Consider the following 24,847-nt stretch of genomic DNA (forward strand, 5'->3'; position numbering starts at 1 on the left):
GTCACAACAATCGCATGCGGTCTTGCAGGCTATGGCGAGGGTTTTCGTCGCGGTGATAACGCTTGGCGGTACTCATCGATCTATTTGCAGCAGTACCCGGTTGCCGATCTTGTAGAACAAGAGGTAGGGCCTGCTTATGAGGGATCCGGATGGTTCGTCGCCCGAACGAATGCTAATCGGCTGATGGCTTCGCTGAGCAAGTTGGCTGCCGAGTACGATGCGACCGTCACATATCTTCCTACGAGGATGGCTGTAGCCGTGACGGGCCCTGGCGCCGCGCATCGCGCGATATATGAGTGCATCGAAGAATTTCAAAGTGAGCCTCACCGCAACTGGCAAGTTTTCGAACAACCCGATTCGCTCGACAACGCTGTTCGCTGGTTAGAAGCACGTCAACCGAGCGGTCGGATCCGTTCGATGGTTCTTATGGAGTACGAGTCGGCCGTACCATCGCACGCAAGAGGAACGCTTTCGGATCCGCCGATAGTGGGCGGCAAAGGCTGATAGGTCATGCGGCGCCCGCATCATTTGGCTGACGGAATTGCATTCGTCGCCGTGGCGATCTGGATATGGCTGGCGATGATGTTGGTCCACGAACTCGGCCACGTCATCGCCGCCCACGCAACGGGCGGCGTGATTACGTCCGTCGAACTCCGCCCGGGTTATTTGTCGCACACCTTGGTGAACCCCAACCCACAGCCTGCCACGGTGATCTGGGACGGATTCTTGGTCGGCTGGCTGGCGCCGCAACTGACCGCGCCGGCGTGGCGGATCGACGCCGGGCTGATCGGTACGACGCTGCGAGCCTGGGCCGCTTTCTGCCTGCTCGCCGGCGGCTGCTATCTGGCGGTCGGCGGCGGCGAGCGTCTCACCGATACCGGCCAACTGATAGCGAACGGCTGGCCTCACTGGCTGTTGATCGTCATCGGCGGCGGCGTCGCCACGCTCGGCTACGCACGGTCGCGAACCGCTTGGATCGCGATCGCCCGCCGCCTCGAATCGAAGCCAATCAACTGGCGCATCGCGACAGCGTGGTGGTCATGGCTCACCACCTGGATCGTGGGGCAGAGCCTAACGCACTACGCCCTCGAAACCTGAGCATAACGTCCGATAATCTCTGTTATGTTCGTTTTGGGCCCCGGAAACGGGCGAACAAACGCCCTTCCGCCTGACGCCGCTTCGCCTGCCTCAACGCTCTTTGCGATCCAACTTCAATGCCGAACGCCATGCTGATCCGTCGTGCTGACCTCTCCTCCACCGCCGATGCGACGGCTTTCGTGGCGATGCTCGACGCGTACTCGCGCGACCCCATGGGTGACGGACAGCCGCTCGCTAATGATGTGCGTGAGCGTCTCGTGCCGGCGCTGCGAGAGCATCCAACGACGCTCATTTGGTTGGCGTTCGACGGCGATCGTCCGGTCGGTTTGCTGACGGCGTTCGTTGGCTTCTCGACGTTCAAGGCGAAGCCATTGATCAACGTCCATGACGTCGCCGTGCTGCCAGAGACGCGAGGCCGAGGCGTTGGCCGGGCGTTGCTATCCGCCGTCGAAGAGCACGCCCGCGCGACCGGCTGCTGCAAGCTGACCCTCGAGGTGCTAGAGAACAACACACGAGCCAAGGGGCTCTACGAGGCGGTTGGCTATCAACAAGCAACGTACGCACCCGAGGCGGGCGGGGCGTTGTTCTATGCGAAGCCGTTGCTGTAGATCGGCGTTGTCGCTTGCGGATTTTGTCGCTTGCGGATTTTCGGTCGCCAGTTGACCTCGCCCGAGGCTAGCGCCTGCGGCTCAAGAAAGACGACAGCGTCTCAGACGGCCAGTTCGAGCGCCCGAAACACTGCGTCGCGCGCCGCGTTGGCGTCCATCGACATCACGACTTCGACGTTGGGTTCGCCACCCGGTACGACACGGCGATCGAAGACCGTGGCGCCGTGCGTGATTTCGCCCGAGGTCTCGACGTCGGCGTACATCGACTCAGCAGTTGTGATGCCAGCGTGCGCGGCTGCGAGGACCGCCGACAAAGAGTTCAGCCGAACGCCTTCGACGCCGAACCGTTGGCGGTAGGCGTGGTAGAACCCTGGCAACAACTCCGCGAGTAGTCGGCAGGTGCGCGAGTCCCGGCTGCGGACAAACTCAAGCAGGTCGTAACCAAACTGGAGTTGGCTTGAGACATCGAGCGGCACCACGGTTGGCTTGACTTGACTGCGGAAGACTTCGCGAGCCGATCCGGCGTCGCAGTAGACGTTGAACTCGGCAGCGGCGGTCGCATCACCGCCAACGGCGACGGAGCCGCCTTGGACAATTAGGTCGAGCAGGGTCTCGGCGGCGTCGCGTTCGCGCGTCAGCACGGCGGCGATATTGCTCATCGGACCGCCGCCCACCAGGAGCACTTCGCCCGGGTTCGCCCGGATCTCTTCGGCGATCACTTTTGGCGAGAGATGCCGGTTCGCCTTTTCAGCGACAGGCAACTCGCAGCCGGCGAGGCCGCCAACGCCATGCAGGTCGCGGGCGTCGGACCGCAACGGCTGCAGCGTGTCGGCGACGCCGATCCGCGGCCGCTTCGGCGGGTCGATCCGCTCGATGATCGCCTGCAGGTTGCGTGAGGCGACATCGGGGGGCACCACGCCGCCGGTCGCGGTGACGGCGATCACATCAAGGTTGGGGTCCGCCAACGCCACGCAGAGCGCCACCGCGTCGTCGACACCGGGGTCGAGATCAAGGATTACTTTGCGGGGCATGCGGCGGCTATCGGTTGGGGGAGAGGGCGGGGTATTCTATGCGGGTTATCCCCCACAGGCGGGCTCGCCGCAATGCGGTTTCCTCGCGTCGCCCGCCCCCTTTTTATCGCCCCGACACCACAGAGACCCGACGATGGCGTCGCCCCTCGCCCCGACACTCGGCCGCTTGTCGGCTGGCGAAAATCTGTCGGTCGACGAGATGCGGGCCGCCATCAACACGGTCATGGCGGGGGAAGCGGCGGACCATGAGATCGCCCAGCTGCTAGTCGCGCTCGCCAGCAAGGGAGAGACGGTCGACGAAATCGCCGGGGCCGCGATGGCGTTGCGAGAGCACATGACGCCGATCCGGACGTCACGTGCCGATCTCGTCGATACTTGCGGGACAGGCGGAGGGGGCTCGAAGACCTTCAATGTGAGCACCACCGCGGCGGTCGTCGCCGCGGCGGCGGGGGCGAACGTCGCCAAGCACGGCAACCGGAGCGTCACCAGCCGCACCGGCTCGGCCGACGTGCTGGCGGAGCTGGGCGTGAATATCGAGGCGAGCGTCGCCCAGGTCGAGGCGTGCCTCGACGAGCTTGGGCTCTGCTTCTGCTTCGCCCCGCTGATGCACCCGTCGATGCGGCATGTCGGCGCGGTGCGGAAGCAACTCGGGATCCGCACGATCTTCAACATCTTGGGACCCTTGGCGAATCCGGCCGGGGCGTCGCGACAGGTCCTCGGCGCCGGATTGCCCGAGCTCCGCCCCCTGCTTGCCGGCGTGATGCAGCGGCTCGGCACGGAGCGGACACTGGTCGTCAGCGGCGAGGACGGCCTCGGCGACGTCACGGTGTCGGGCGCCACGAACGTGTCGGAGGTCGTCGGTGACCAGGTGCGGGAGTACCGCTGGACACCCGAAAACTTCGGTTTGGAGCGGAGCGCGACCACGGGGCTGGAGGTCGAGAGCCCCGCCCACAGCGCCATGCTGATCCGCAAGATTCTTAAAGGACAGCCGGGAGCGGCCCGCGACATCGTCGTGCTCAATGCGGCGGCGGCCCTGATCGCCGCCGGCGTCGTCGATTCTCCGCGGGACGGGGCGCTCCGGGCGGCCGAGGTGATCGACAACGGTGCCGCTGGGGGCCTGCTAGCTCGGCTCGCCGAGCGGTCGCACGCCCCGGCCTAATCTCCGTAGGAGCCAAGGGGCGACGCCCCCCCTGCCCTGGCGAACTGGCCCCTTTCGCCTTCGGGCCGAGAACTCTTGGGCCGCCAACGGCGTATCAGCCCTAGACACAGCGGCAATCTGGCCGCGACACGCGTTCAAGGAGCGGAACCCGATGCCCCTGGCCCTCACCAAGAAAGCCCTCGCCGTCGCCGAGCGACGTCTCCGCCGCGCCTGCCGAGAGGTTCGCCACGAGTGGACCCCCCGGGAGCAGCGTCACCGACGCCTCGAGGCGTTCGAGCTGCAGATGCGGCTAGCGGCAGTCATGGGGCTGCGGCCCGTTCCGGTTGCGGCGCCGACTCGGGCCCACGACGCCCGTCGTCCGACGGGCCGCTGAATCAGAGGCTTCTAGGGCCAATCGACGTTCTCGCCGCCGGCGATTGAGACGCCCGCCGCGAACGCTTCGGCCGAGATATCGAGCGGGGTCGACTCGACGTGACCGTCGCCGAACACGGTCAAGAAAACGCCGGGGTGGAGCGACCCGATTGCCGCGACAGGGTCCGCTGCGTTCGCCGCCACGTCGTAGTCGCTCGGCTTGGTCCATTCGACGGCGTTTGCGTCATCAACCTGCACGAGCACAACCGACTTGGCGGTTCCATCGGTGAAGTCCTGAAACTGAGTCCCCTTGGCGTCGCCGGTGAACGCCGCGCCGGGACCCACCACCGCTAAGTAGTGCGTTTTGCCATCGGTCTCCGCAAGCGTCGGCGTCGAGGGGTCGAGAAACACCTCGGGCATCTCATCCAATAGCGGCAAGTTGTTAGGGCTGTCCCATGGCTCGTCGAGGTGGAATCGCTCGTACAACGCCTGCTCTTCGAGGTACGGCAGCACCGCCACCCGCCAGCTGAGGAGCGGTTTGCCGTCGGGGTCGCAGATTGCCTGCGCCGGGAAGGCGCCAGTTGCTGATTCGTAGTTGAGCAGCGAGAGAACCAGCTCCTTCATATGGTTCGTCGACGCAGTCCGACGGGCCGCCTCGCGCGCCGCTTGCACCGCGGGGAGCAGCAGCGCGATGAAGATCCCGCTAACCATCACAGACCCTAGCAGCATCTGAGAGTCGCCCGGGGCGACGCGTCCGAGGACGAAGGCGTCCTCCCCCTCACGCATCTCGCCGACCGCCAGGGCCTGCTGGTCCATCATCCGCAGGCAGTAGTCGCCCCAGGCGCGGGCGGCCGCCTCGGGATGATTGCGTAGCTTGCCGAAGTCGTCGTCTTTCAGCAGATTCTCCCGCATCATCCCGTAGCCATCGGCTAGCAGCAGTTCGATCTGATCGGCCGCTTCGCGGCTTGTCGCGTAAGCGACCAGCGAGGACCCGCGCTCTCCCGTCAAGTCGGCGGTGCCAACGACCCGGTCGAAGAGCAGCAAACCATCGAGGAACCGATGCGCCTCGGGCTCCGCCTGCTGCTTGGCGGCGACTAGGCCGACCTCGATTAGCGGCTTGAGGGGCTCGGCAATGAACACCGCGTGCAGGTGGTTCAGCCGTGCATTGTCCGTCCGCATCTCGGCGAGCAGTCGGCTCTCGCCGCTCTTCACGCCGCGGACCAGTCGCTTGAGGAAGAGCCGCGGCCCGACCGCCAGCGTGTTGTCATCGAGCAGGCAGAAGCTCGGCAGCAGGTCCTGCTGGCTCTCGAGCATCGGGCGACCGAGCAAGTCGCCGGGGACCGTGTGCTCGGTCAGCTCGATGCGGAAGTCGGCGAACGCGATCGGCTGGCTCGATTCAACCACGACCGCGTACTGAGGGCTGATCCCCATCGGCGGCTCCACCATCGCCGTCACACGATCGATCGCCCCGAGCGGGAGTCCTAGAAAGTCTTTGGTTGCCGCCGCTAGCACTTCGACGGGGTAGTTTCGCGCTAGAGGGGTCCTGGCGGCGTCGGCCAGCCGCACCGTCGCGGCGGCAAACGACTGCGGCGTGATATACCGAATGGCGGCCGGCTCGGCGGCTTGGGCCGAAGCGACTGGCGCGAGGGTGGTCGCCACAGCGACAAGGCGCCGCAGCCAATGTGAAGAGAAGAGCCGGGGCATGGGCGTCATCCTAGAGGAACGTTGGGGCGTCGTCGGATGCTACCGTGACGTCACTCCCCCGTCAAAGAATCCCCGAGCAGGAGACTTTACCTCGGCGAGCCGGTCGACCTAGTTCAGGCCCGTCAGCGGTCCCGCGTCGCAGAAGTCGGGCCGGCCGAACGACGGGACCTCCTTCCCAAAGGCGTGGGCCAGCCACATCAACAGCCGGTTGTGCGGCGTCCCTCCGAGCGACAGGGCGCGCTCGCCCCGCAGGCCCCACGTCTGCCCCCCTGCCCCGCCGATCAACACAAACGGGATGTTATCGAGCGAGTGGCTGTTCCCCTTCCCGAGCTCATTGGTCCAGACGATCAGCGTATTGTCGAGCAGTGAACCGTCGCCTCCCGGCTCGGGCGTGTCGGCCAGCCGCTGCGCGAGGTGGGCGATCTCACCCGCGTACCAGCGGTTGATCTTCGTCAGGCTCTCTTGCGCTGCTTGGTCATCATCTGGCTTGTGCGACAGCTCGTGGTGCGACTCCTCGATGCCGAGCCACGACATCCGGGCGTTGCCAACCGAGTTGGTGAATTGCAAGGTCGCTACCCTCGTGAAGTCGGCTTCGAGGGCGTGCGTCAGTAGTTCGATCTGCATCCGGCTGATGCGCGGCATGTCCTCGTTGGCGTCGCGGACCCCCGGTTCGAGCTCGGGTGCCGCATGGCCTAGCCGCTTCGCCTGGGCGTCGGCCGCGAGCTGCCGCTCCATCGAACGGACGAACGTCGCGTGCTCGTCGAGCAGCCGCCGGTCTTCCTCACCCACTAGCGACGCCACTCGGGCGAAGTCTTCGTGGATCGTGTCGAGCACACTCGCCAGCGCCTTGCGGTTCCGCCGGTCTCCATAGAGCTTGGCGAACATCTGGTACGGGTCGTCGATCGGGGCGATCGGCTTGTTGGGTCCGGCGTAGACCATTCGGGTCCAGGTGTCAGCGCGGTCCGGAACCACGACGCCGAACTCAAGCGTGCCGAAGCGCGTCCGCGTCGCGGCGTCGGCTTGCAGGTGGGCGCCGATCGCTTGATCGATGGACTGCCCACTCGACCAGCCGGCGGGCGTGTGGCTCCCGCCTTGCAGATTGCCCGGGAACAACTCGATGCCCGTCAGTAGGCAGCCGATCCCGCGCATGTGGTTGTCGCCATCGCCACGCACCTTATCCCCCAAGCCATGGAGCGTGATCAGCTGCTTGCGGAACGGCTCGAAGGGCTCGAGGATCGGCGGCAACGCCAGCGCGCCGGAGACCTCGGTTGGGTCGGGCCAGAAGTTGGTCGGCACCACCCCGTTCGGGCTGAACACGATCACCAGCCGCTGCTTGGCCAGCGGCGGTTCGGCGACGCTGGCGAACGCCGGCAAGTTCCCCAGAAACGGCGCCAGCGCGGGGCTTAGACCGGCGAGACGCAGAAAATCGCGGCGAGAGAGAGGCGACCGGCTCATGGCGTATTCCGTGGAGAGAGCGTGGCTATTCGGCGACCGCCGCGGTCACCGCGATGTCGACCAGCAAGTCGCGGATGTTGAAGCCGTTCGCTTGAAAGTCGCGCAGCAGGCGTTCGCGTGTCTCGACCCCGTAGGCGAGGGCGGGCTGCTTCGTGACGTGCTCGAACAGCTGCGTGACGAAAGAGCGGTGGACGTCCTCGGACGTCGCAAGAAAGTTCGCGAGGTCGCGGGCGCCGCTCAGCCGCACCGTTCCGCCGTCGGTGGCGATGTAGCCTCCCGACGCGTCGATCGGCCGGCCGATCTCTTCACGGCGGTAACGCCCCACCGCATCGAAATGCTCAAGCGTAAACCCGAGGTCGTTGATCAAGACGTGGCACGCCTGGCAAGCGCCGGGGCTGGTCTGCGTCGTCACCCGCTCGCGCGTCGTCATATCGGGCGCGAGCTCCGGGGCGAGCGGCGCCACCGCCTCGGGCGGCGGTCGGAGCGAACGGCCCAGAACGTGCCGCGCTAGGAACACGCCACGGTGGATCGGGGAGGTGTCGCGGTAGTACGAGAACGCCGTCACGATGTAAGGATGCGAGACGACGCCCGCGCGTTCGCGGGTGTCGACCGGCGCCCTGACGAACGCTTCCGGGTCGTCCGACGCGTGGGCGACCCCGAGGAAGTCGGCGAGCCTGCGGTTGGCGTAAAGCTCCTCCGAGAGGAACAGTGTCCGCAAGTCGCCGTCGGCCGACCAAACCACGTCATCCAGCAGCATCTCCAACGACGCCCGCATATCGGCCGCGATCCGCGAATTGAAGTCCGGGAAGAGAGTGGGGTCACGCGATAACTGCGCCGCGTTCTGGAGTCGCAGCCAGTGCTCAAAAAACTCGGCGAGCTTCGAGCGGGTCCGGGGATCGCCGAGCATCCGTTCAGCCTGCGCTCGGGCGGCGGCGGGCTCGGCGAGCCCCCCCTGCCCCGCCCTTTTGCGGAGCTGCCGGTCGGGCGCCGAGTCCCACAGCCCTAGCGCAAGCCGTGTCGACACGCCGTAGTCGCGACGTGGCTCGAGCGGCAGGCTCAGCAGTGCGGCCTCGGGATAGAGGAAAAGTGGGCTCTTCAAGATCGACAGCAGCGAAAGTTCGACCCCCTCCACCACGACGGGCGCTACCCCGGTTGCGAGGGGCTCAAAGAATCGACCGACGTAGCGCCCTACTTCGTCATCGTCGAGCGGACGCCGGAACGCCGCCTCGGCGAAACGCTTGCAGAAGCCGATCGCCGCATCGCGTGGGATGGCGTCGATCGAGGGCCTCGGCTCCTCGCCCGGCGCCTTCGCCAGAGCGGGCAGGTCGGCGATGACGGCTTGCGCCGCTTCGAGCGCGGCGTTGGTTGTCGCCTCGTCCCATGCGGCCGAGACGTTGGCGCCCCGGACGTAGCCAACGCTGCGGTCGTCCGGCGGAAACTTGGCGGTCGTCGCATGGCTCACCGGGAACCACCCCGGCGTCAAGAACCGACGAGCCAGCACCTCGAGGACGCCGTCAGGACGTTTCCACAGCAAGGCGATCTGCAGGTCGTCTTCGCGCGTGCGCGCGGTCCGCAGTTCGAGTCGATACGCCCTTCCGCCGATGAGCCGCAGCTTGCCACGCACCTCGTCGTCGCTGTCCGAACGAACCCGGGCGTCAATCACGGCGACGCCGTTAATACTGAGCTGCACCGAGTTACGAGACCGGATCAGGAACTCGTAGTCGCCCGTTGTCGGGGCGATCACACCGCCATGGACATGGAGATGGACGTCGATCCGCTCCTTGCCGGAAGACTTCAACACCGCCGGGTCGAGGTAACGGTCGGGGAAGTCGTCCCGATCGGAGAGTTTCAGATCGATCTGGGGGGCGACCAACTCGATCGGGTCGGCGACAGGCGTCACATTGAATTTGGCTTCGAAGACGCAGCGTAGGCCGCTGTCGTCCCCCCATGCGGGGCGTGAGCGGAACTCGGCGAAGAGGTCGGCGAGCGACTGCTCGTACTGCCGCACGGTCAGACGTGAGAGCTCGCGGCGTGGCGGCCTGACCCGCGCCTGCGCCAGCGGCGAGTAGAAGGTCGCGTGGGCGTAGGCGGCGACCGCTTCCGCCTCCGCCGCGATGCACGCCTCGGGGTCGCCCTCCGGCATCGTCGAGGCGATGACCCGCGTGAGCTCGCTCACCGGCAAGTCGCCGGCCAACGGCTTGCTGTAGTCGTCACCCCCCTGCCCCGTCGGCCCATGACAATCGGCGCATTTCTGTGAGTACACAGCGGCGCCGTCAACCGCCCAAAGCGGCGTCGCCAGAGTGGCCTGCGCGACGAGCAGCGCAATGAGCCACTTAGCAGATCGGGACGCTTGAAAAAGGCTCGCGGGCATACGCCGGTTCGCAAAGGCCGGGACGATCCTACGACCTTAACGAACCGCGTGGACGGCGGTCAAATCACCGGGTTGACCGGGGGGGATTGCTGCGCCCCCGCGCGGCGGTGTTGTGCACATGGTCAACTGGCCACGCGGACGCCCTAAGAGGCGTCTTCGGGGTAGCGATCCACAAAAACAACTTCTGATTTCGGCAACTGGCCGCTTCGCGGGTAGGCGGGTTTGACCGCCTTGCCGACGGCGATCATGAACGCGATCACGTGGCCCTCGGGAAGCCCGATCAGGTCAGCGACCTGCTCGGGGTCGAAACCGATCATCGGGCACGAGTCATAACCCATCGCCTTGGCGGCGAGCATAATGGTCTGCCCCGCGATGCCGGCCGACCGCATCACCTCGTCGTGCTGCACCTGCTCGCCCGAGGTGGTGTAGAACTGCTCGATCATCGGCACGAGCATGTCGCGTGTCGCTTCGGGAGCGTTCTTGTAGTAGCGCTCCGGCGACTTGGCCCACGCCATGGTGTCGCCACATAGGACAATCGCCAAATTGGCGTCGGTCACCTGGGCCTGGTCCCACGCCGCGGCGCGGAGCTTCTTCTTTTGCTCGGCGTCGCGGACGACGACGAACCGCCAGTTCTGGATGTTGAACGAGGTCGGCGACAGCAGCGCGAGGTCCATCAGCCGTTCGTAGTCGGCCTCGGGCATCTCGAAGTTGGGGTCGTAATGTTTGACGGCGCGGCGCTCTTGGATCGCGGTGAAAGTGTCCATCGAATCTCTCAGTCAGGAAATGTGACCCACGTATTGAACGAATCTTATCGAATCGGTCTCAAGATTCGAGTTTGATTTAAATTGTGGGAGGCGTCTCTGACGCCGATTACGGTATCCATGCCGTTGTGCGGTGGTGCGAGTAATCGGCGTCAGAGACGCCTCCCACAGCTGATGATTCTCAAGCCTCAGGCCTCACACCTCAAAACTCGTAAACGATCCGCCCATGCTGTTGGCTGCGGCTGATGCGGTCGGTCGCGTAGAGGCCCGCCAGCACGAACTCGACGCAGCAGGCCCGCACCGCGGGTTGCTCCGAGGCGTTCACCTCGAAGGCCTTGTCCCACGCCGGCGGCACGCGCTTCAGCAGTTCGGCATAGTGCGACGAAGGGAGCATGTCGCCCACCTCGATCCGGACGCCTTGCGAAAACACCTCGGCAATCTCCGCCAAGCCATACTCTTCGACGTACTCGCCGAAGACCGTCGCGATCGCCTGGGCGATCACCGCGTCGAGCACCTGCCGCTCGGTCATCTGGTGCGAGCCCATCAGGTCGAGCTCCAACTTCCCAAGCGAACTGGCGTAGAGGTGCCCCAGGTCGCTGATCCGCGGGACGGCGACCTCCTCGTCGAGCACCGCGGCGCGGTGCCGCGCCGAGGCGATCATGGTCCGGTAGTTGGCGAGCGAGAGCCGGGCCGAGACGCCCGAGTCGTGATCGACATACTTCGACTGCCGCGCCGCGCGGCTGATCTCCTCGATCAGCTCCTTCATGAAGTAGGGAACGACCACGGAATGCGGAATGCGGATTGCGGATTGCGGAATGTCAGAGGTCTCTTCCGCCGATTCCGCACGTCGCATTCCGACTTCCGCATTCGCATCTACCTCTTGCTCAAGGATCTCAACCCCCAGCGAGCGTTCTAGCGGGTAGTGCGTGTGGATCACCGAGCCGATACGGTCCTTCAGCTGCGGGATCACCTTGCCCGAACGGTTGTACGTGGCGGGGTTCGCACTGAAGAGGATCATCACGTCGATGTCGAACTTCACGGGGAAGCCGCGGATCTGCACGTCACGCTCTTCGAGGATGTTGAACAAGCCGACCTGCACGAGCTCATCGAGTTCGGGCAGTTCGTTCATCGCGAACAGGCCGCGGTGCATGCGGGGGATCAGGCCGAAGTGCAGCGCCTCCTCGGCGCCCATGCTGACGCCCGCGGCGAGCATCGCCGGGTCGATCTCGCCGATCAGGTCGGCGAACTTCGTGCCGGGGGCCAGCCGTTCGGCGTAGCGGTCTTCGCGGCGCCACCAAGCGATCGGCACCTCGTCGGCGGGCGTGCCGTTGACGAGCATCCGGCCCCGCGACGTGATCGGATGATACGGGTCGTCGTGCAGCGGGATCTTGCGGTCGTCGAGGTAGGGAATTCCCTCGTCGAGGAAGTCGACCAGCCGCCGCATCAGCCGGCTCTTCGCCTGGCCCTTCTCGCCGAGGAAAAGCAGGTCGTGCTGCGCGAGCAGCGCGATGTTCAGCTCGGGGATGACGGTCTCGTCGTAGCCGACGATACCGGGGAACAGCTCGTCCCCCGCAGCAAGCTTGCGGAGGAAGTTATCGTGCAACTCCTGCTTGACGGTCTTCGATCGCCATCCCGAGTTCCGGAGTTCGGCGAGCGTGTGGGGGCGGTCCGACAGAGAGAGCGACATTGGCGGGAACGAACCTTGGCGGGGCGTGTTGGCGTGAGTCCGATTGTAGGCGGTTTGGCCGCCCCGCCCAGTTCTCACGCTTCAACAAAAAAGCGACCCGCCTGCGGTTGGCAGGCGGGTCGCTTTGGTTGAACTTCCCTCGAATCGACTCAGGCCTTGGCCGGATCGACGCCGTCCTTCCAGGGGCCGGCCAGCTTTTGGTAGTCCTCGGGGACCATCTTGCTCCCCTTCTCGCCGGCGTGCCAGCCAGGGACATGCGGAGCCTTGTCGCCACGGGCGGACATTTCTTCCCAGTGATTGGCCCACGACGCGTCGGCGTCGCCGTACGTCATCGAATCGCGGTTGAAGTGGTACGCCTTCCCTTCGCGGTAGCTCATGGCGCCGAGCTTGACGACGACCATGGCGGCCGCGCCGAGTTCGGGCGAGCAATTCACCTGCTCCGGCTTGTCGTCCTTGATGGCGCCGACGAAGTTCTCGAAGTGGGCAAACGACGTGTCGCCCACCTTGCCGACCTCGACGCGCTCGCTCTTGATGCTCGAGTCGAGCGTCACCTGCGGGCGCTCGGCGACGAAGTCATAGCCGGAGAAGTCTTCGCCCGTCCCGAGGACCGCCGAGCCGTTGTGGCCACGGATCGCCTGCTGGATGGGGACGTTCGACGAGCACATCGTCGCGGTGACGAGGCCCTGGACCCCTTCGGGGAAGTCGGCGATGACGGTCGCCACGTCGGGGGCCTCGCGGCCATCGAGCTCGAGGAAGATGCCGCCGCCGCCGACCACGCGGCCCGGCCAACGCAGGCCGGTCGCCTTCAGCATCGACGTGGTGCGGTGGACGAACAGGTCGGTGTACATGCCGGACCCGAAGTCCCAGTAACAACGCCACTGGGCGAAGCGGGCGCGGTCAAACGGCTGCTTGGGCGCCAGGCCTTGCTCGTGGCCAACAAAAGTGTCCCAGTCGACGTTCGACGGGTTCATGTCCTTCGTCAGTTGGTAGTAACGCCACTGCCCCATCGACGAGTTGCGGAACATCTCGGTCTGGTACTGCATGACCTTGCCGAGCTTGCCAGCGCAGATGTCGTCGTTGAGCTTGTTCCAGACGGGCAGCGAGGTGCTTTGCACGCCAACCTGCATCACCTTGCCGGACTCTTTCCAGGCTTGGTACACGTCCAGGGCTTCCTGGACGGTGTGGGTCATCGGCTTCTCGCAATAGACGTGCTTGCCCGCCTTGAGGGCGGCGATCGTCTGGGTGGCGTGCCAGTGGTCCGGCGTGGCGATCACCACGGCGTCGATCGTCGGGTCGCTGATGATGTCGCGGTAGTCGCCGGTGCGGGTCGGCGCCTTGCCGGTCTTCGACTCGATCTTGCCGCCCGTCTCGTCGAGGTAGCGGCCGAAGACGTCGCAGATCGCCACGCACTCGACCGTGCCGGGGCCGGTCTGGAGCTTGATCGCCGAATCGACGTGGGTCTGGCAGCGACCGCCAACCCCAATGAAGCCAACCCGCAAGCGGCCGTTCGTGTTGGCGCTGCTGGCCGCGCCCAGCGCGCTGGTCGATGCGATCGCTGCGCTGGCGCCGGTCGTGGCCAGGAAACCGCGACGGGAAAGGTCACGAGGAGTCATGTCGTGAAAGCTCCGGGAAAGGGATGGCAATCGGTGCGAAGCGTTTTCGAAGCCGGTTTGGCGAGGTACACGCCGCGGCGTCCCATAGCATACACGCTAGGGAAGCCCTCCGTCTTAACGCAATTTGCCCCCAGCTGCCAGCTTGGGGGCCCCGCCGATGACGCGACCGCGGTCGAATCCGCGCGAAAAGACGCCAAAAAACGGCGTCGGACGGGCTGTCAGGGCAAGTCGGGGGCCGCCGCAGGCACGCGGTTGGGCTGCCCCAGCGATGGCTGGGCGAGTCCCATCGCGGCGGCTAAGTCGGCCTCGGCTAGAAAATAATCGCGCTGCGCGTCGACAAGCTCCGCCGCGGATTCGGCTGCTTGTTGCTCACGGATGTTGAGGTTGAAGAGCGTGCTCTGGCCCTCCTCGTAGAGCCGCCGTTCGGCCGACTTCATCCGATCGGCGAGCTCGACCCCCTCGGCGGTTTGCTCGACACGCAAGACGGCGGCTTCGAGAGCGGCGCGGGCGGACTGGATCTCGATCGCGATCTTGTCGCCTGTGAAACGCTGCTTGGCCCGCACCTGGGCGACCTTGCCACGCAGCTGGCGTAGCTTTCCGTACGCCTTACGTCGCTCCAGCGGCACCGACAGGGTCAGCGACGCCTCGAGCTCGAACTCCGACTTGTCGCGTTTAGAACTGGTCGGTTCTCCGACGTCCTGCGCGACGAGCAGTCCCGCATCGACATCGGGCCAGGTCTCGTTGGACGCCTGGGCCATCGCGACGCGGAGTTGCTGGTTGACTAACTGCAACTCACGCAGCTCGGGGCGATTGGACAGCGCCAACTCGACGTCGTCCGCCTCGGTCGTGAGGTCCCGCGACAACGGGTCGCCGAAGGGAACCTCTCCGCCCGGCTCCTGAAGCACCCACGGGCGGCCCGTGTCGGTGCGCAGGTAGAGCGAAAGCTTGGCCGCCGATTGCTGCAACTTGCGTCGGGCGTCGGTGACCTTCGCCTCGCGCGAGACGATGATCCGCCGGTTATCCACCAGATCGATCGCCGCCTTCTCGCCGAGGTCAACCTGCCTCTCAAGAAACGCCTTGCGATCGAGGCCCAGACTCAGCACCTCCTCGGCGATCCGCAGCTTCTGGGCGGCGGCGACCCACTCCCAGTAGGCGCCGGCGCCGGCGCGGACCGAGCTGATGACCTGGGCGTCGATCTCGGCCTCGATCCGGGTGCGCTCAATTTCGGCTTGCCAGAGCTCCGAGCGGTTGGCGTCGATGCTACGGTCGCGGATCAGGGGCGCTGTGAACCCGGCTTTGAACTCGCCCCCCTTGTTAGTTTCGCGTTCGAGGTACCACGGCTCGAAGACGCCGCGTCCGATGCGGTAACCAGCGAACGTGCGGCCGCCCCAGTAGGTGTCGCGTTTGACGCCGACGCCTGAGCGGTAGTTCTCGTAGAAGTCCAACGGCTGGGCGTCGGAGGTCGCTTCGAGCTTATGGTCGAACGCGCCCCAAGCCTCAAGGACTTGGCCCGAGGCGATCGTGCGTCCCGCCGCGGCTTGCTCGATTAGGGGAAAGAACTCGACGACCGAGCGGACCACCTCATTGACCGTTGGTGGCGTCAACGGCTGCGGCTGCGTCGCCAACGGCTGAGCGAGCGCGGGTTGGGCGCGTGGCGTCGGTACACCTTCGGCTTCGCCAAGCGGTAGGGGGAGCGGCTTGACCGGAGACTCCTCCGCCGGCCGCTCAAAATCGGCGAGTCGCACCTCGGCGGTCGCGGGCGGCGCCGCTTGTGCCTCGATCACCGTTGGCGGAGCCATCGGCGCGAACGGCGGTGACGCGGATCGGCAGCCGCCTATCGCCAGCACGGCGATAAACAGGCGTGTCGGCCGCGTTGTCCCCGCCTTACTAAGCACCGTCGCCCCCCTGCCAAACGCAGGGGCTCCCGCTGGAATTGACCTAGTCCGATCTTGTGGAAAGATCGGCAAGGTCGTCCGGCGAGGCGAGCAGACCCCGAACCACCGTCAAGGTCGACCCATCTTCGGCAGGTTAGGCAAGATGGCTAAATCTTGATCTTTGGCGCCTTCGTCTTATTGGAGCTGTCGTTCGCATCGAGCGACTGCGGGAACCCATTCATACGGCGCCAGATTTCATAGCCGAGCGGCACCTGTTGGAGGAGCACCCAGGCGTTGGCGCGAACCCCCTGGCGAAGGTAGGGGTGCTCGGGCCAGGGGTCGCTCTCCTCGTCCGGCACCACCACGACGCGGAACTTCCCTTTGCCGTTGTCGGTCGGATCGACCAGCGACACGACGCCGCCGAAAGTGCCTACCGCCACCGAGGGCCAGCCGGAAAACTGCACCGCGGGCCACCCCTCAAACTGCAGCCGTGTGTGGTCGCCGGCGTGGATCAGCGGCGCGTCGTTGCCCGAGACCCAGACCTGCACAGCAGGCGCGTCGGTCCGCGGCACGATGCGGCAAAGCTGGTCCCCCTGCTTCACTGGCATCCCGTCAACCACGGCGAGCTCCATGATGTACCCGCTCAGCGGCGCCTTCACCTCTTGGGTCTGCTGCACCGAGAATTTGCGTTCTTGGTCGAGCAGCTTGTTTTGCTTCTGGTTGATTTCCTCGGCGGTTTTCTGGATGTCGATCTCCGCTTTGGCGACTTCGGCGTGGGCCTTCTCAAGCTCCGACTGCAACTTGTTGATCTTGGCGCCCCACTCTTGCCGCTTCGACTCACGCTCGCGGCGTTTGGCCTCGACCCCGTTGCGGGCGCTCTCGACCTCTTGCTCGGCGACGCGGACGTAGGCCGCGCTATCGCGGAACTTCTGTTCGGTCTCTTGCATCTTGAGCTCGGACTCGATGCCTTCGTCGAAGAGGGCTTTCTTCCGCTGGTAGTCCGCCTCGGCCTGCCAGCGTTTCGCCTCGGCGGCGACCAGCTTGCTCTCTTGGGCGGCGAGCTTATTGACGGCTTGCTCGATCTGCTGGTTGTTGGCCTCCATGAGCTCGTCGCGGGCCGCCCGCAGTGCTTCGAGTTCCTCGGTAGCGAACTCGACGATTCGTAGATTATTGTCCCGCAGCCCCCGGGCCCGCTCGATGCGTCCCTCGGCGACCAGCAACTCGTTGCGGGCGTTGGCGACCTGCTGCTCGAGCCGATAAAGATACTGCGGGTCCTGGTCCTCGATGCGGAAGAGGAGCTGCCCCTCTTCGACGTAGGCGTTCTCGTAGACCCCCTCACCCCGTTCGGCGACGCGTCCTTTCACCTGGGCCTGAATCGGCTGGGGACGTTCAAAAGGGTCGAAGGCGACGACGGAGCCTTCGCCGCGGATCGACTGCTGCCAAGGCACAAAAAAGGCCGCCAATACCGACACCGCCAACAGCACGAACAACAACCGTCCGAGCCGCCTGGCGAAGCGCGACGATTGCGCCAAGTAGAGCGCAGGGAACTGCTGCTGGATCTCGTCGGCCCCCAGGGCGACGATCGGTTCCATCCGGGGCGGCGTCTCAGGCCTGGGCGGCGTCTCAGGCCTGCGTGTCTTGGGCGATGCGATCATGGCGTGTCTCCCGCGGTTGCCGAGCCAGTCTCAATGCCGTCATCCAACCGGATCACCCGTTCAAACCTCTCCGCGACGGCGGCGCGCCCCGTGGCGACGATCATGGTGAACGTCTGTTTGGGGTCGTCGAGGGTCTTGGCGACAAGCCGTAAGTCACTGTCAGCGATGCAATCGAGCATCCCGTCGATCAGCAGGAGCCGCGGCCGGCTCGCCAACGCACGGGCGAGCATCAGCAGCCGCTGTTGGGTCATCGAAAGCGGTCCGCCCGTGGCGTTGACCTCGGTGTCCAACCCGTCAGGCAATCGCAGCACCGTGTCCAGCAACCCCACCGAGTCGAGGGCGGCGCGTACCTCGCTGGCCGCGATCGACGGACGGTGGAGGTGGACGTTCTCGCCGATCGATCCCTCGAACAGCTCTGGCTCGCTAACCAGCGCCACTTGTTCACGTAGGACATCGGGGCGGACGTCACGGGGATCGGTGCCTTCAATCTCCACGTGTCCGGCGTTTGGTCGTTCCAACCCATAGAGCATCCGCATCAGGGTTGACTTGCCGCTGCCGCTGCCGCCAAGCAACGCCACGCGCTGGCCGGCAATGATCTTGTCGTTCAACCCGCTAGCGAGCTTGCCATTGGCGTTGGCGTGCCGCAGGTCGGTGAATACCACGCCGGCCCCCTCCCCTGCCGGCAAGGCGAGGACGCCGTCGAGCCGTTCCACCGGCAAGTCGAACAGGTGGCCGAGCTTATCGACCGCGGCGACCACGTCGTAGAACCCCTCCAAATGCTTGCCGAGCTTCGCCAGTGAGCCGAGGATCGTGGCCACGATCAACTCCGCGGCGACCAACTGGCCCAGCGAGAGTTGACCCTGGATCACCAGCCAGCCGCCAAAGCCGAGCAGCACGGTCCCGGCGATCGCCTGGAGCCCCAGCAGGAAGATCAATTGCCGAAAAAGTACGCCGAAGTGTTTGCGGCGGTACTTGAGGTAGCGGGTTGTCAGGGCGCTGGCCCGGTCGTTGGCGAAGTCCGCGCCGCCGTGCGTCTTGAAGCTGTTCTCACAGCGAACGACATCCTCAAACCAAGCCGTCAGCTTGTACTTGAGCTTCGACTCTTCGATGCCGCTGACAATGGCGCCGCGCCCCGCCACAACGAGTCCTGTGATAACCACCGCCAAGAGCAGCAGGTCGAATCCCAGAAGCCAGGGGTGGTAGAACGCCAGCACCGTCATGCCGACGACCGTCGCGAGGACGATGCTCACGCCATCGGTGAGCAGCTGAGCGGAGACTTTCTGCAGCGTGACGACGTCGAGAAAGCGGTTCACCAGTTCCGGGCCATACTCGCCATGGTTGCGGGTCGGCTCGATGCGTGGCAATCGAAAAGCCAGGTCGGCCGAGACGCGAGCGAAGAGCCGCCGCTGGATGATCTCGACGACGTAGGTCTGCAGCGCCTGCATCATCCCCGCAAACGCCAAGAAGCCGAACAGCATCGCCGCCAGCACCACCACTGGTTGCAGCAGCCGGCCGAACGCGACGGTATTGACGAGCGACTCAACGGCGATCGGCGTCGCCAAGTTCAAGACCCCGGCGAAGAACGCAAAGATCAAGATCAGCCAGATGTCGGGCCACTCCGGCCGCAGCAATTGGTAGAACCGCCTGACCGGCCGGCGTTGCAGCCGGTGGGCGTCCGCTTCGTCGCCGAGGTGGAGGAAATCGACAATCATCCAGCGGTGGACCTCGTCGGCCGACGCCTGGCCGGCGAGTTCGCCCTCCCGGGCCTGGCGGAGTCCGCCCTGTTCATCGGTCGCCAGCCCGACCGAGTTGTTTGTGACGCCAACCAACAGCGTGACCCCCGCGGCGTCGGAGACGGGGCCCAGCCGCCCCACGACGAGGGCGCCATTCCGGGCTAGTTCAATCGCCGCGTCGATCGGCAAGTCGGCGACCCGCGACGGCAGCGACACACAGATCGCCGCTTCGCGGAGCCATTCGTCCCAGCGATCGGCCGCTTCGCCGGGCCAAGCGGCTTGGGCGTCGCGGATCAATTGCTCAGCCCGCAGCCGTTCGATCGTGACGCCCCGCTCCCGGCCAATCCGCACCAAGGCGGACGCCAAATTGAGAATCTGGCCCGTGGGGGGAGCAACGGTCGAGGTCATGGTGTCGTCGCTGGCCAATGGCGGCGGCTACCGGCGGGTCGGCGGGGAGGGGGGTCAGTCAATGCAGCTACGCACAACCCTAGAACGTTGATCGGAAAACAACCATTGCAATCAGCCGTGAACGCCCCTTCTGCCCACTTTACGCCTGGACTTTCCGGCGGCTCGGGTTCTGGCTGTAGGGGAGAACGCGATCGCGCGACTTCCGCCGCCGCGAGCCGGTTCTGAAAGGCGGATAACCAAGTCGACTCGGCCACTTCTCCCGCAGGCCGTTGGCCGACCCGCTTCGCCCCAGGGGGCGGGAAGACGGGCGTTAGGCCGACCGCAGCCAGCCGGAGCCGCCGCATCGACTGACGTTCCTCCTGCTCGACGCCGTCGCGAGTAACGCGCCCTGCGAGACGACGACGGCCCCGGGCTTGCCGCCCGGGGCCGTCGTGTCCGATACCGAAAGCGGGGACCGACCGCTTCACTCCGCCGAGAAGGCGTACACACAAACGTGCTTGTACGTTTCACCCGGATTCAGGACCACGCTCGGAAACTGCGGCTGGTTCGGTGAGTCGGGGTAGTGCTGCGTCTCAAGGCAAAAGCCGCTGCGGTACGCGTAAGTCTTGCCGTCCTTTCCGGTCTGCCCCTTGAGGAAGTTGCCGCCGTAGAACTGCACGCCCGGCTGGTCGGTGAGGACCGTCAGCGTGCGGCCCGAGTCCTGGTCGGTCACCTTCGCCGCCTTGTGGAGGCCGGGACGGTCGGACGCGGTCTTGTTGAGCACAAAGTTGTGGTCGTAGCCGGCGCCCTCCCCTTCGCCCATGAGATCGACCCGTTCGCCAATCTGGTGCGGCGTCCGGAAGTCGAGCGGGGTCCCCGCAACCTCGGCGAGTTCACCCGTTGGGATCAGCGTCTCGTCAACCGGCGTGTAGCGGTCGGCGAAGATGGTGATCTCGTGGTCGTTGATCGTCTCATCGCCGGCGCCCGCCAGGTTGAAGTAGGCGTGGTTCGTCAGGTTGAGGACGGTCTTCTTGTCGGTTGTCGCGGCGTACTCGATCCGCACCGCGTTGTCGTCGGTGAGCGTGTAGGTCACCTCGGCGTCGAGTTTGCCGGGGTAGCCCTCTTCGCCATCGGGGCTGCTATGGCTGAAAGTGACCGAACGGCCGTCGTCGCTCGCCTTGGCTTCCCAAACGACTTTCGAGAACGCCTTGTCACCGCCACCGTGCAAGTGGTTGGGGTCGTTGTTGCACTCGAGCGTGTACTGTTTGCCGTCGAGCGTGAACTTTCCCTTCGCGATCCGGTTGCCGTACCGGCCGACGACGACGCCAAAGTACTGGTTGTCGTCGCTCAGATACTTGGCCGCCTCGTCGAACCCGAAGAGCACGTCGGCCTTCTCACCATCGCGGTCGGGGACCTCGGCCGCCATCAGCGTGGCGCCCAGGTCGAGCAGCTTGATCTTCATGCCGTTGTCGTTCGACAACGTATAGACGTGGGTCATCTCTCCCTCTGGGGTCTTTCCGAACTCCGCAACCTCACCGGCCGGCAAGGCGGTGGTGAGTGCGAGGCAAGCGGCCAGGGCGGCGGTGCGCAGGATCATGGCGGGGGCTCTTCGATAAGGAACAGGCGGCGCAAAACGGGCTCTGCCGCCCCGAACGGACAAGCAATCGTGACCCCGAGGATCGTCAGCGGCGACCCGCTACGTCAAGTAGCCGGCCCGCGGTCGGGCGCCTCGCAGGCTCCCGCGTCGCAACGGCCCGTCAGCCGCAGCCGCTGCTTGGCGAACAGCCGATACGCCAGATCGAGCCCCTGCCGGACCCCCGGCCACCGCGTCACCGCCACCAGCGGCCCGAATCCCACGGCCCCATAGAGCCGCCGGAAGACCTCGACCCCCACCAACCAGACGCCTTCTTGGTCGCGGCCGTGGATCTCGGCCATCAGCTCGGCCATCGATTTGCCATAAACAGCGGGGTCGAACCCGTCGGCGGCGATGTCGGTAAACCGAATCCTCTCGTGCCGATCCATCCGCCGGATCATGCCGATCTCCTTGCGACAGAGCGGGCAATCGCCGTCGTAGAAGACCTCGACCCTTTGAGGGGCGACAGGCGGCGGGCTGGCAGCGGCGGAGGCTTCGGGCGTCACAGGCCGTCATGTTCGAGGGGTGAAATCGCCAGTTCTGCCACAACTCTAGGCCGCTGATGGCCGATCGACGACCAGCCGCCAGCCGACGGAGGGCGTTGCGTCGCGAGCGGCGGAGCGATAGGCTACGCGGCTCGCCCGGCCCCGTGGCGCAACTGGATAGCGCGTCGGCCTCCGAAGCCGAAGGTTGCTGGTTCGAATCCAGCCGGGGTCACTTTGTTTGTTCTTGGGTCCTTCTGACCCTGCCGCGGCCGCCGTAACAACGTCGGCCCTCTGCGTTGCCGCGTGAGCCCCCCCTGCCCTGCTCCGAGCTTGGTGCGTCTCGGAGTCGCTATTGCCTGGACCGCTGGCTCGCTACCGCCGAGGGGGGGCGCCTCAACCACCGCGGCGGGCTGTGCTAATTTGCTGCCTAGCTCGACGACCGACGCCCCCAACTCAATGACATAAGAGGAGTCCCGATGCCCGTCACGCCCGAACAGATGCAGGCGTTCTGCGAGACCATTGTCCGCGGCCGCGAGGCGAACCCCGAACTCTCCCTGAACGACTACCTGGCCGACGTGCCGCGGATGGAGTCTCTCTCCGACGTCCCGTCGGGGACGGTCGTGCTGGTCCGTGGCGACACCGACGCCAAGCCGGGCAAGAGCGTCGGCGAGGGGGATATCCGCCTCCGCTCGATGGTCGAGACCCTCAAGTTCGGCCAGGAGCGGGGCTGGATCCAGGTCATTTTTGGCCACATCGGACGCGAGCCCGAAAAGTCGCTCGACAAGGTCGCGGCGCGGCTCGGCGAGCTGCTCGGCTGCGACGTGCCGCTCGTTGAGGACTGGCTCGACGAGTCGAGCATGACCGTCACCGCCGCGGTGACCGAGGCGATTCACGCCGCCAAGCCGGGCGGCGTCATCGTCTTGCAGAACACCCGTAAATACGACATCGAGCGCGCCCTCTGGAAGGTGAAGCCCGAGGACGTCGCCGGCCTAGCGCCGAAGCTGGCCAAGTTCGCCAATGAGCTGGCTGAGAAGGTCGGCACGGTCTACGTCAACGAGGCCTTTAGCGCCGGTTCGCTCGACGCGTCGAGCGTCGCGGTCCCTGCGGCCATGGAGCGGGTCGCCCTCGGCAAGTACGCGGCCGGCGAGTTCGACGGCCCGATGCAGCAGTGCCTAAAGTCGGCCCTGGCTGTGTTCAGCGGCATCAAGATCGACAAGCTCGACGACATGGAGGCGATGATCTCGCGCGGCACGATCAAGCAGATCTTCGCGTCGGGCTCGCTCGCCATGGCGATCCGCAAGGCGATCGGCAAGCTCGACGACGACCCGGTCTGCCTCGGCGCCGCCGAGGACCCGGCCAACTCGAAGGCGCCGTGGTACATCCCGCCGGCGCGGGTCGAGCAGGCCAAGGCGATCGTCGCCGACGGCCGCGAAAAGGGAATCACGTTCACCGTGCCGTGCGACTCGATCGTCGAGGACGGTACGGCCAAGGACGAGCTCTCGCCGAGCGACCAGCAGTTCGACATCGGCCCCAAGTCGATCGCCCACTTCCACGACGCGGTCAGCGAGTTCCTCGAGCAAGACACCAAGGGCCTTGTGGCGTTCCACAACGGCGTCTTCGGCATGTTCGAGGACCCGCGTTTCGAAGGGGGCACCAAGGCTTGGTACCCCGAGCTGAAGCGGATGAAGGAGGCGGGCGTCGAGGTCTACGTCGGCGGCGGCGAGGGGGGCAAGGCCCTCGAGAAATACGGCGAAGAGAGCTGGGTGACCCACAACTTCACCGCCGGCGGCACGGTGCTCAACGCGCTGGGCTCGGAGCCGGTGCCGTACCTGGCGGCGCTCCGCGAAGCGGCTAAGGGCTGAGACGCTGGTGCTGCTGAGGATTAAGCAGAACAGGTCGTCGTCGCGCGAGTGCGACGACGGCCTGTTTTCATTGATCGAGCGCAGCGAGCCCGTGTTCCCTCCCTTTCAGTGAGGTCGCTTCATAGGAGCACGGGGGAGGGTCAACCGTACCCAAAGAGATCGGCGTGTATCGGCTATCTAGCAAAATTGTGGGAGGGGTCTCCCGACCCCGATTACGGTTTCTTGGCCGAATACGGCATGGTGCACGAAATCGGGGTCGGGAGACCCCTCCCACAAAGATAGCGCCGCGGCAATTCGGGGCAGCTCCTGATGGAGACCGCTGCGATAATGAGCGAGCCCTGACCCTCCCCTAACCCCTCCCTGAAAGGCGGGGGGACCATGACGGCATGCCCCACTCTGACGCTAGCGCCAACGCCGCCGAGCCGCTCGTCGTCTCGTACCTCGCCGTCCGCCGCGCGGTCGGCGTCACGGGCCTTGCGCTCCCCCTGCTCCTCTGGCCTGGTGCTTGGCTCGTGTTTGGCGTCCCGTTGCAGGACAACATGAGCGCCTACTACCACACAGCCGCGCGGGACGTGTTCGTCGGCGCTCTGTTTACGATGGGCGTCTTCCTCTATTGCTACCGCGGCCACGACTGGGTCGAGAACTGGTCGGCGAATTTTGGTAGCGTCTCGGCCCTGGGACTCGCCCTGTTCCCGCTCGACGCCGGCAAGGACCCGCTCGAACAGCAGTCGTGGGTCGGCTACCTGCACATGGCGTTCGGCGCGGCGCTGTTTATGACACTGGCGTTCTACTCGCTGGTCCACTTCCCAAACTATCACTGGCCCAACTGGCGCTGGCTCACTCGGCTCGCGCCAAATTGGCTGAGAGAGCGATCGCAACAAGCGTCCGTCGAAGAGCAAGAGCCGCACGAGCTCGAGCGCAACCTCATCTACTGGGCGAGCGGGCTGGTGATCCTCGCCGGCATGGCGGCGATGGGCGTCTATCTGGTGCTGCCCGGCTGGCTGAAGGCGTACTTCAACGCCTACCACTTCATGTTCTGGATGGAGTGGGTCGCGTTGTGGGCGTTCGCGGCGGCATGGCTCACGAAAGGCCGGGCGATCGTCGCCGACCTGGCGGTGGCGGCGCTGTCTCTGCCGACGGAGTTTGTTAAGCGGCACGCTGTGCGGGAGCGGAGAACTGGCGACGGGAAATAACGCCGCCTCGATAGCGTCGTGTCGCGTCGCAAGCCTGACCGTCGTTTGAATGCGGTTGGAACGGCAGTCGGACGATGCCGCTCACGACGGCCCGGGCCACCTGCGTTCAAGCAGCTCTGTTGTGCTGAGGTAGACGATACGGTTAAGGATGCAGCCGACTCCAAACAGTCGCACTCTTCTCCGCCTT

Annotated in this window: 18 protein-coding genes and 1 tRNA gene; 7 read left to right on the forward strand and 12 right to left on the reverse strand. The window is 65.6% G+C overall.

Translation table 11 applies throughout. The annotated features are described in order from the left end of the window. Window positions 1–510: 510 nt before the first annotated feature. Both Pla108_RS10150 and Pla108_RS10155 read left to right on the forward strand, forming a co-directional pair. Entirely contained in the window at window positions 511–1,098 is a 588-nt protein-coding gene (locus tag Pla108_RS10150) for a hypothetical protein (RefSeq protein WP_146444814.1), read from the forward strand. 116 nt (window positions 1,099–1,214) lie between these two features. Next, window positions 1,215–1,706, forward strand: coding sequence for a GNAT family N-acetyltransferase (locus Pla108_RS10155; protein WP_146444815.1), 492 nt, complete (start codon window positions 1,215–1,217; stop codon window positions 1,704–1,706). Between the two features lie 101 nt (window positions 1,707–1,807). On the opposite strand, the gene Pla108_RS10160 is transcribed toward Pla108_RS10155, so the two are convergent. Beyond that, window positions 1,808–2,737 (reverse strand): nucleoside hydrolase, encoded by a 930-nt coding sequence (locus Pla108_RS10160; protein WP_146444816.1) that lies wholly within the window; start codon window positions 2,735–2,737, stop codon window positions 1,808–1,810. A gap of 133 nt (window positions 2,738–2,870) precedes the next feature. Here Pla108_RS10160 and trpD point away from each other — a divergent pair, with 133 nt between their 5' ends. Both trpD and Pla108_RS10170 read left to right on the forward strand, forming a co-directional pair. Then, the gene (gene trpD / locus Pla108_RS10165; RefSeq protein WP_146444817.1) at window positions 2,871–3,896 is read left to right on the forward strand and encodes an anthranilate phosphoribosyltransferase; all 1,026 of its coding nucleotides are present in this window, start codon (window positions 2,871–2,873) and stop codon (window positions 3,894–3,896) included. Window positions 3,897–4,047: 151 nt separating this feature from the next. Next, a complete protein-coding gene (locus Pla108_RS10170; RefSeq protein WP_146444818.1) occupies window positions 4,048–4,269 on the forward strand; it encodes a hypothetical protein in 222 nt (73 codons plus the stop codon). A gap of 11 nt (window positions 4,270–4,280) precedes the next feature. Here the strand turns inward: Pla108_RS10170 and Pla108_RS10175 are convergent, their stop codons facing one another. From Pla108_RS10175 to Pla108_RS10225, 11 genes are all read right to left on the reverse strand, one after another. Further along, the gene (locus Pla108_RS10175; protein WP_197526455.1) at window positions 4,281–5,951 is read right to left on the reverse strand and encodes a DUF1559 family PulG-like putative transporter; all 1,671 of its coding nucleotides are present in this window, start codon (window positions 5,949–5,951) and stop codon (window positions 4,281–4,283) included. Between the two features lie 108 nt (window positions 5,952–6,059). Then, a complete protein-coding gene (locus tag Pla108_RS10180) occupies window positions 6,060–7,406 on the reverse strand; it encodes a DUF1552 domain-containing protein (RefSeq protein ID WP_146444820.1) in 1,347 nt (448 codons plus the stop codon). Between the two features lie 25 nt (window positions 7,407–7,431). Then, window positions 7,432–9,777 carry a DUF1592 domain-containing protein gene (locus Pla108_RS10185; protein ID WP_146444821.1) on the reverse strand — a complete coding sequence of 782 codons (2,346 nt, stop codon included), beginning with the start codon at window positions 9,775–9,777 and terminating at the stop codon, window positions 7,432–7,434. Window positions 9,778–9,920: 143 nt separating this feature from the next. Continuing rightward, on the reverse strand, window positions 9,921–10,541 hold the full coding sequence (locus tag Pla108_RS10190) for a nitroreductase family protein (protein WP_146444822.1): 621 nt from the start codon (window positions 10,539–10,541) through the stop codon (window positions 9,921–9,923). Window positions 10,542–10,740: 199 nt separating this feature from the next. Beyond that, window positions 10,741–12,225, reverse strand: a complete 1,485-nt coding sequence (locus Pla108_RS10195) for a magnesium chelatase (RefSeq protein WP_146444823.1) — start codon at window positions 12,223–12,225, stop codon at window positions 10,741–10,743. Window positions 12,226–12,374: 149 nt separating this feature from the next. Further along, complete coding sequence (locus Pla108_RS10200; RefSeq protein ID WP_146444824.1) at window positions 12,375–13,838, reverse strand: Gfo/Idh/MocA family protein; 1,464 nt, start codon at window positions 13,836–13,838, stop codon at window positions 12,375–12,377. A 218-nt stretch (window positions 13,839–14,056) separates the two neighbouring features. After that, window positions 14,057–15,637, reverse strand: coding sequence for a TolC family protein (locus Pla108_RS10205; RefSeq protein ID WP_146444825.1), 1,581 nt, complete (start codon window positions 15,635–15,637; stop codon window positions 14,057–14,059). A 242-nt stretch (window positions 15,638–15,879) separates the two neighbouring features. Next, a complete protein-coding gene (locus Pla108_RS10210) occupies window positions 15,880–17,304 on the reverse strand; it encodes an HlyD family secretion protein (protein WP_197526456.1) in 1,425 nt (474 codons plus the stop codon). A 59-nt stretch (window positions 17,305–17,363) separates the two neighbouring features. Continuing rightward, entirely contained in the window at window positions 17,364–19,508 is a 2,145-nt protein-coding gene (locus tag Pla108_RS10215) for a peptidase domain-containing ABC transporter (protein WP_146444827.1), read from the reverse strand. Window positions 19,509–19,971: 463 nt separating this feature from the next. Further along, on the reverse strand, window positions 19,972–21,084 hold the full coding sequence (locus Pla108_RS10220) for an aldose epimerase family protein (RefSeq protein WP_146444828.1): 1,113 nt from the start codon (window positions 21,082–21,084) through the stop codon (window positions 19,972–19,974). Window positions 21,085–21,188: 104 nt separating this feature from the next. After that, window positions 21,189–21,626: a thiol-disulfide oxidoreductase DCC family protein gene (locus tag Pla108_RS10225; protein ID WP_231934413.1), complete on the reverse strand. Its 438-nt coding sequence runs from the start codon at window positions 21,624–21,626 to the stop codon at window positions 21,189–21,191. Window positions 21,627–21,763: 137 nt separating this feature from the next. On the opposite strand from Pla108_RS10225, the gene Pla108_RS10230 reads away from it, so the two are divergent. From Pla108_RS10230 to Pla108_RS10240, 3 genes are all read left to right on the forward strand, one after another. After that, window positions 21,764–21,837 (forward strand) — tRNA-Arg (locus Pla108_RS10230). A gap of 244 nt (window positions 21,838–22,081) precedes the next feature. Next, the gene (gene pgk, locus Pla108_RS10235; RefSeq protein WP_146444829.1) at window positions 22,082–23,467 is read left to right on the forward strand and encodes a phosphoglycerate kinase; all 1,386 of its coding nucleotides are present in this window, start codon (window positions 22,082–22,084) and stop codon (window positions 23,465–23,467) included. A gap of 386 nt (window positions 23,468–23,853) precedes the next feature. Continuing rightward, window positions 23,854–24,660 (forward strand): hypothetical protein, encoded by an 807-nt coding sequence (locus tag Pla108_RS10240; protein ID WP_146444830.1) that lies wholly within the window; start codon window positions 23,854–23,856, stop codon window positions 24,658–24,660. Window positions 24,661–24,847: the final 187 nt, after the last annotated feature.

It is taken from the genome of Botrimarina colliarenosi (assembly GCF_007859955.1).
Taxonomy (GTDB): Bacteria; Planctomycetota; Planctomycetia; order Pirellulales; family Lacipirellulaceae; genus Botrimarina; species Botrimarina colliarenosi.

Coding starts and splice junctions, on each gene's coding strand:
- Pla108_RS10155 (WP_146444815.1), top strand. CDS start 1,215: ATGCCGAACGCCATGCTGATCCGTCGTGCTGACCTCTCCTCCACCGCC.
- Pla108_RS10180 (WP_146444820.1), bottom strand. CDS start 7,406: ATGAGCCGGTCGCCTCTCTCTCGCCGCGATTTTCTGCGTCTCGCCGGT.
- Pla108_RS10210 (WP_197526456.1), bottom strand. CDS start 17,304: ATGGAACCGATCGTCGCCCTGGGGGCCGACGAGATCCAGCAGCAGTTC.
- Pla108_RS10150 (WP_146444814.1), top strand. CDS start 511: ATGCGGCGCCCGCATCATTTGGCTGACGGAATTGCATTCGTCGCCGTG.
- Pla108_RS10195 (WP_146444823.1), bottom strand. CDS start 12,225: ATGTCGCTCTCTCTGTCGGACCGCCCCCACACGCTCGCCGAACTCCGG.
- pgk (WP_146444829.1), top strand. CDS start 22,082: ATGCCCGTCACGCCCGAACAGATGCAGGCGTTCTGCGAGACCATTGTC.
- Pla108_RS10215 (WP_146444827.1), bottom strand. CDS start 19,508: ATGACCTCGACCGTTGCTCCCCCCACGGGCCAGATTCTCAATTTGGCG.
- Pla108_RS10190 (WP_146444822.1), bottom strand. CDS start 10,541: ATGGACACTTTCACCGCGATCCAAGAGCGCCGCGCCGTCAAACATTAC.
- trpD (WP_146444817.1), top strand. CDS start 2,871: ATGGCGTCGCCCCTCGCCCCGACACTCGGCCGCTTGTCGGCTGGCGAA.
- Pla108_RS10170 (WP_146444818.1), top strand. CDS start 4,048: ATGCCCCTGGCCCTCACCAAGAAAGCCCTCGCCGTCGCCGAGCGACGT.
- Pla108_RS10205 (WP_146444825.1), bottom strand. CDS start 15,637: ATGGCTCCGCCAACGGTGATCGAGGCACAAGCGGCGCCGCCCGCGACC.
- Pla108_RS10185 (WP_146444821.1), bottom strand. CDS start 9,777: ATGCCCGCGAGCCTTTTTCAAGCGTCCCGATCTGCTAAGTGGCTCATT.
- Pla108_RS10160 (WP_146444816.1), bottom strand. CDS start 2,737: ATGCCCCGCAAAGTAATCCTTGATCTCGACCCCGGTGTCGACGACGCG.
- Pla108_RS10240 (WP_146444830.1), top strand. CDS start 23,854: ATGCCCCACTCTGACGCTAGCGCCAACGCCGCCGAGCCGCTCGTCGTC.
- Pla108_RS10175 (WP_197526455.1), bottom strand. CDS start 5,951: ATGCCCCGGCTCTTCTCTTCACATTGGCTGCGGCGCCTTGTCGCTGTG.
- Pla108_RS10220 (WP_146444828.1), bottom strand. CDS start 21,084: ATGATCCTGCGCACCGCCGCCCTGGCCGCTTGCCTCGCACTCACCACC.
- Pla108_RS10200 (WP_146444824.1), bottom strand. CDS start 13,838: ATGACTCCTCGTGACCTTTCCCGTCGCGGTTTCCTGGCCACGACCGGC.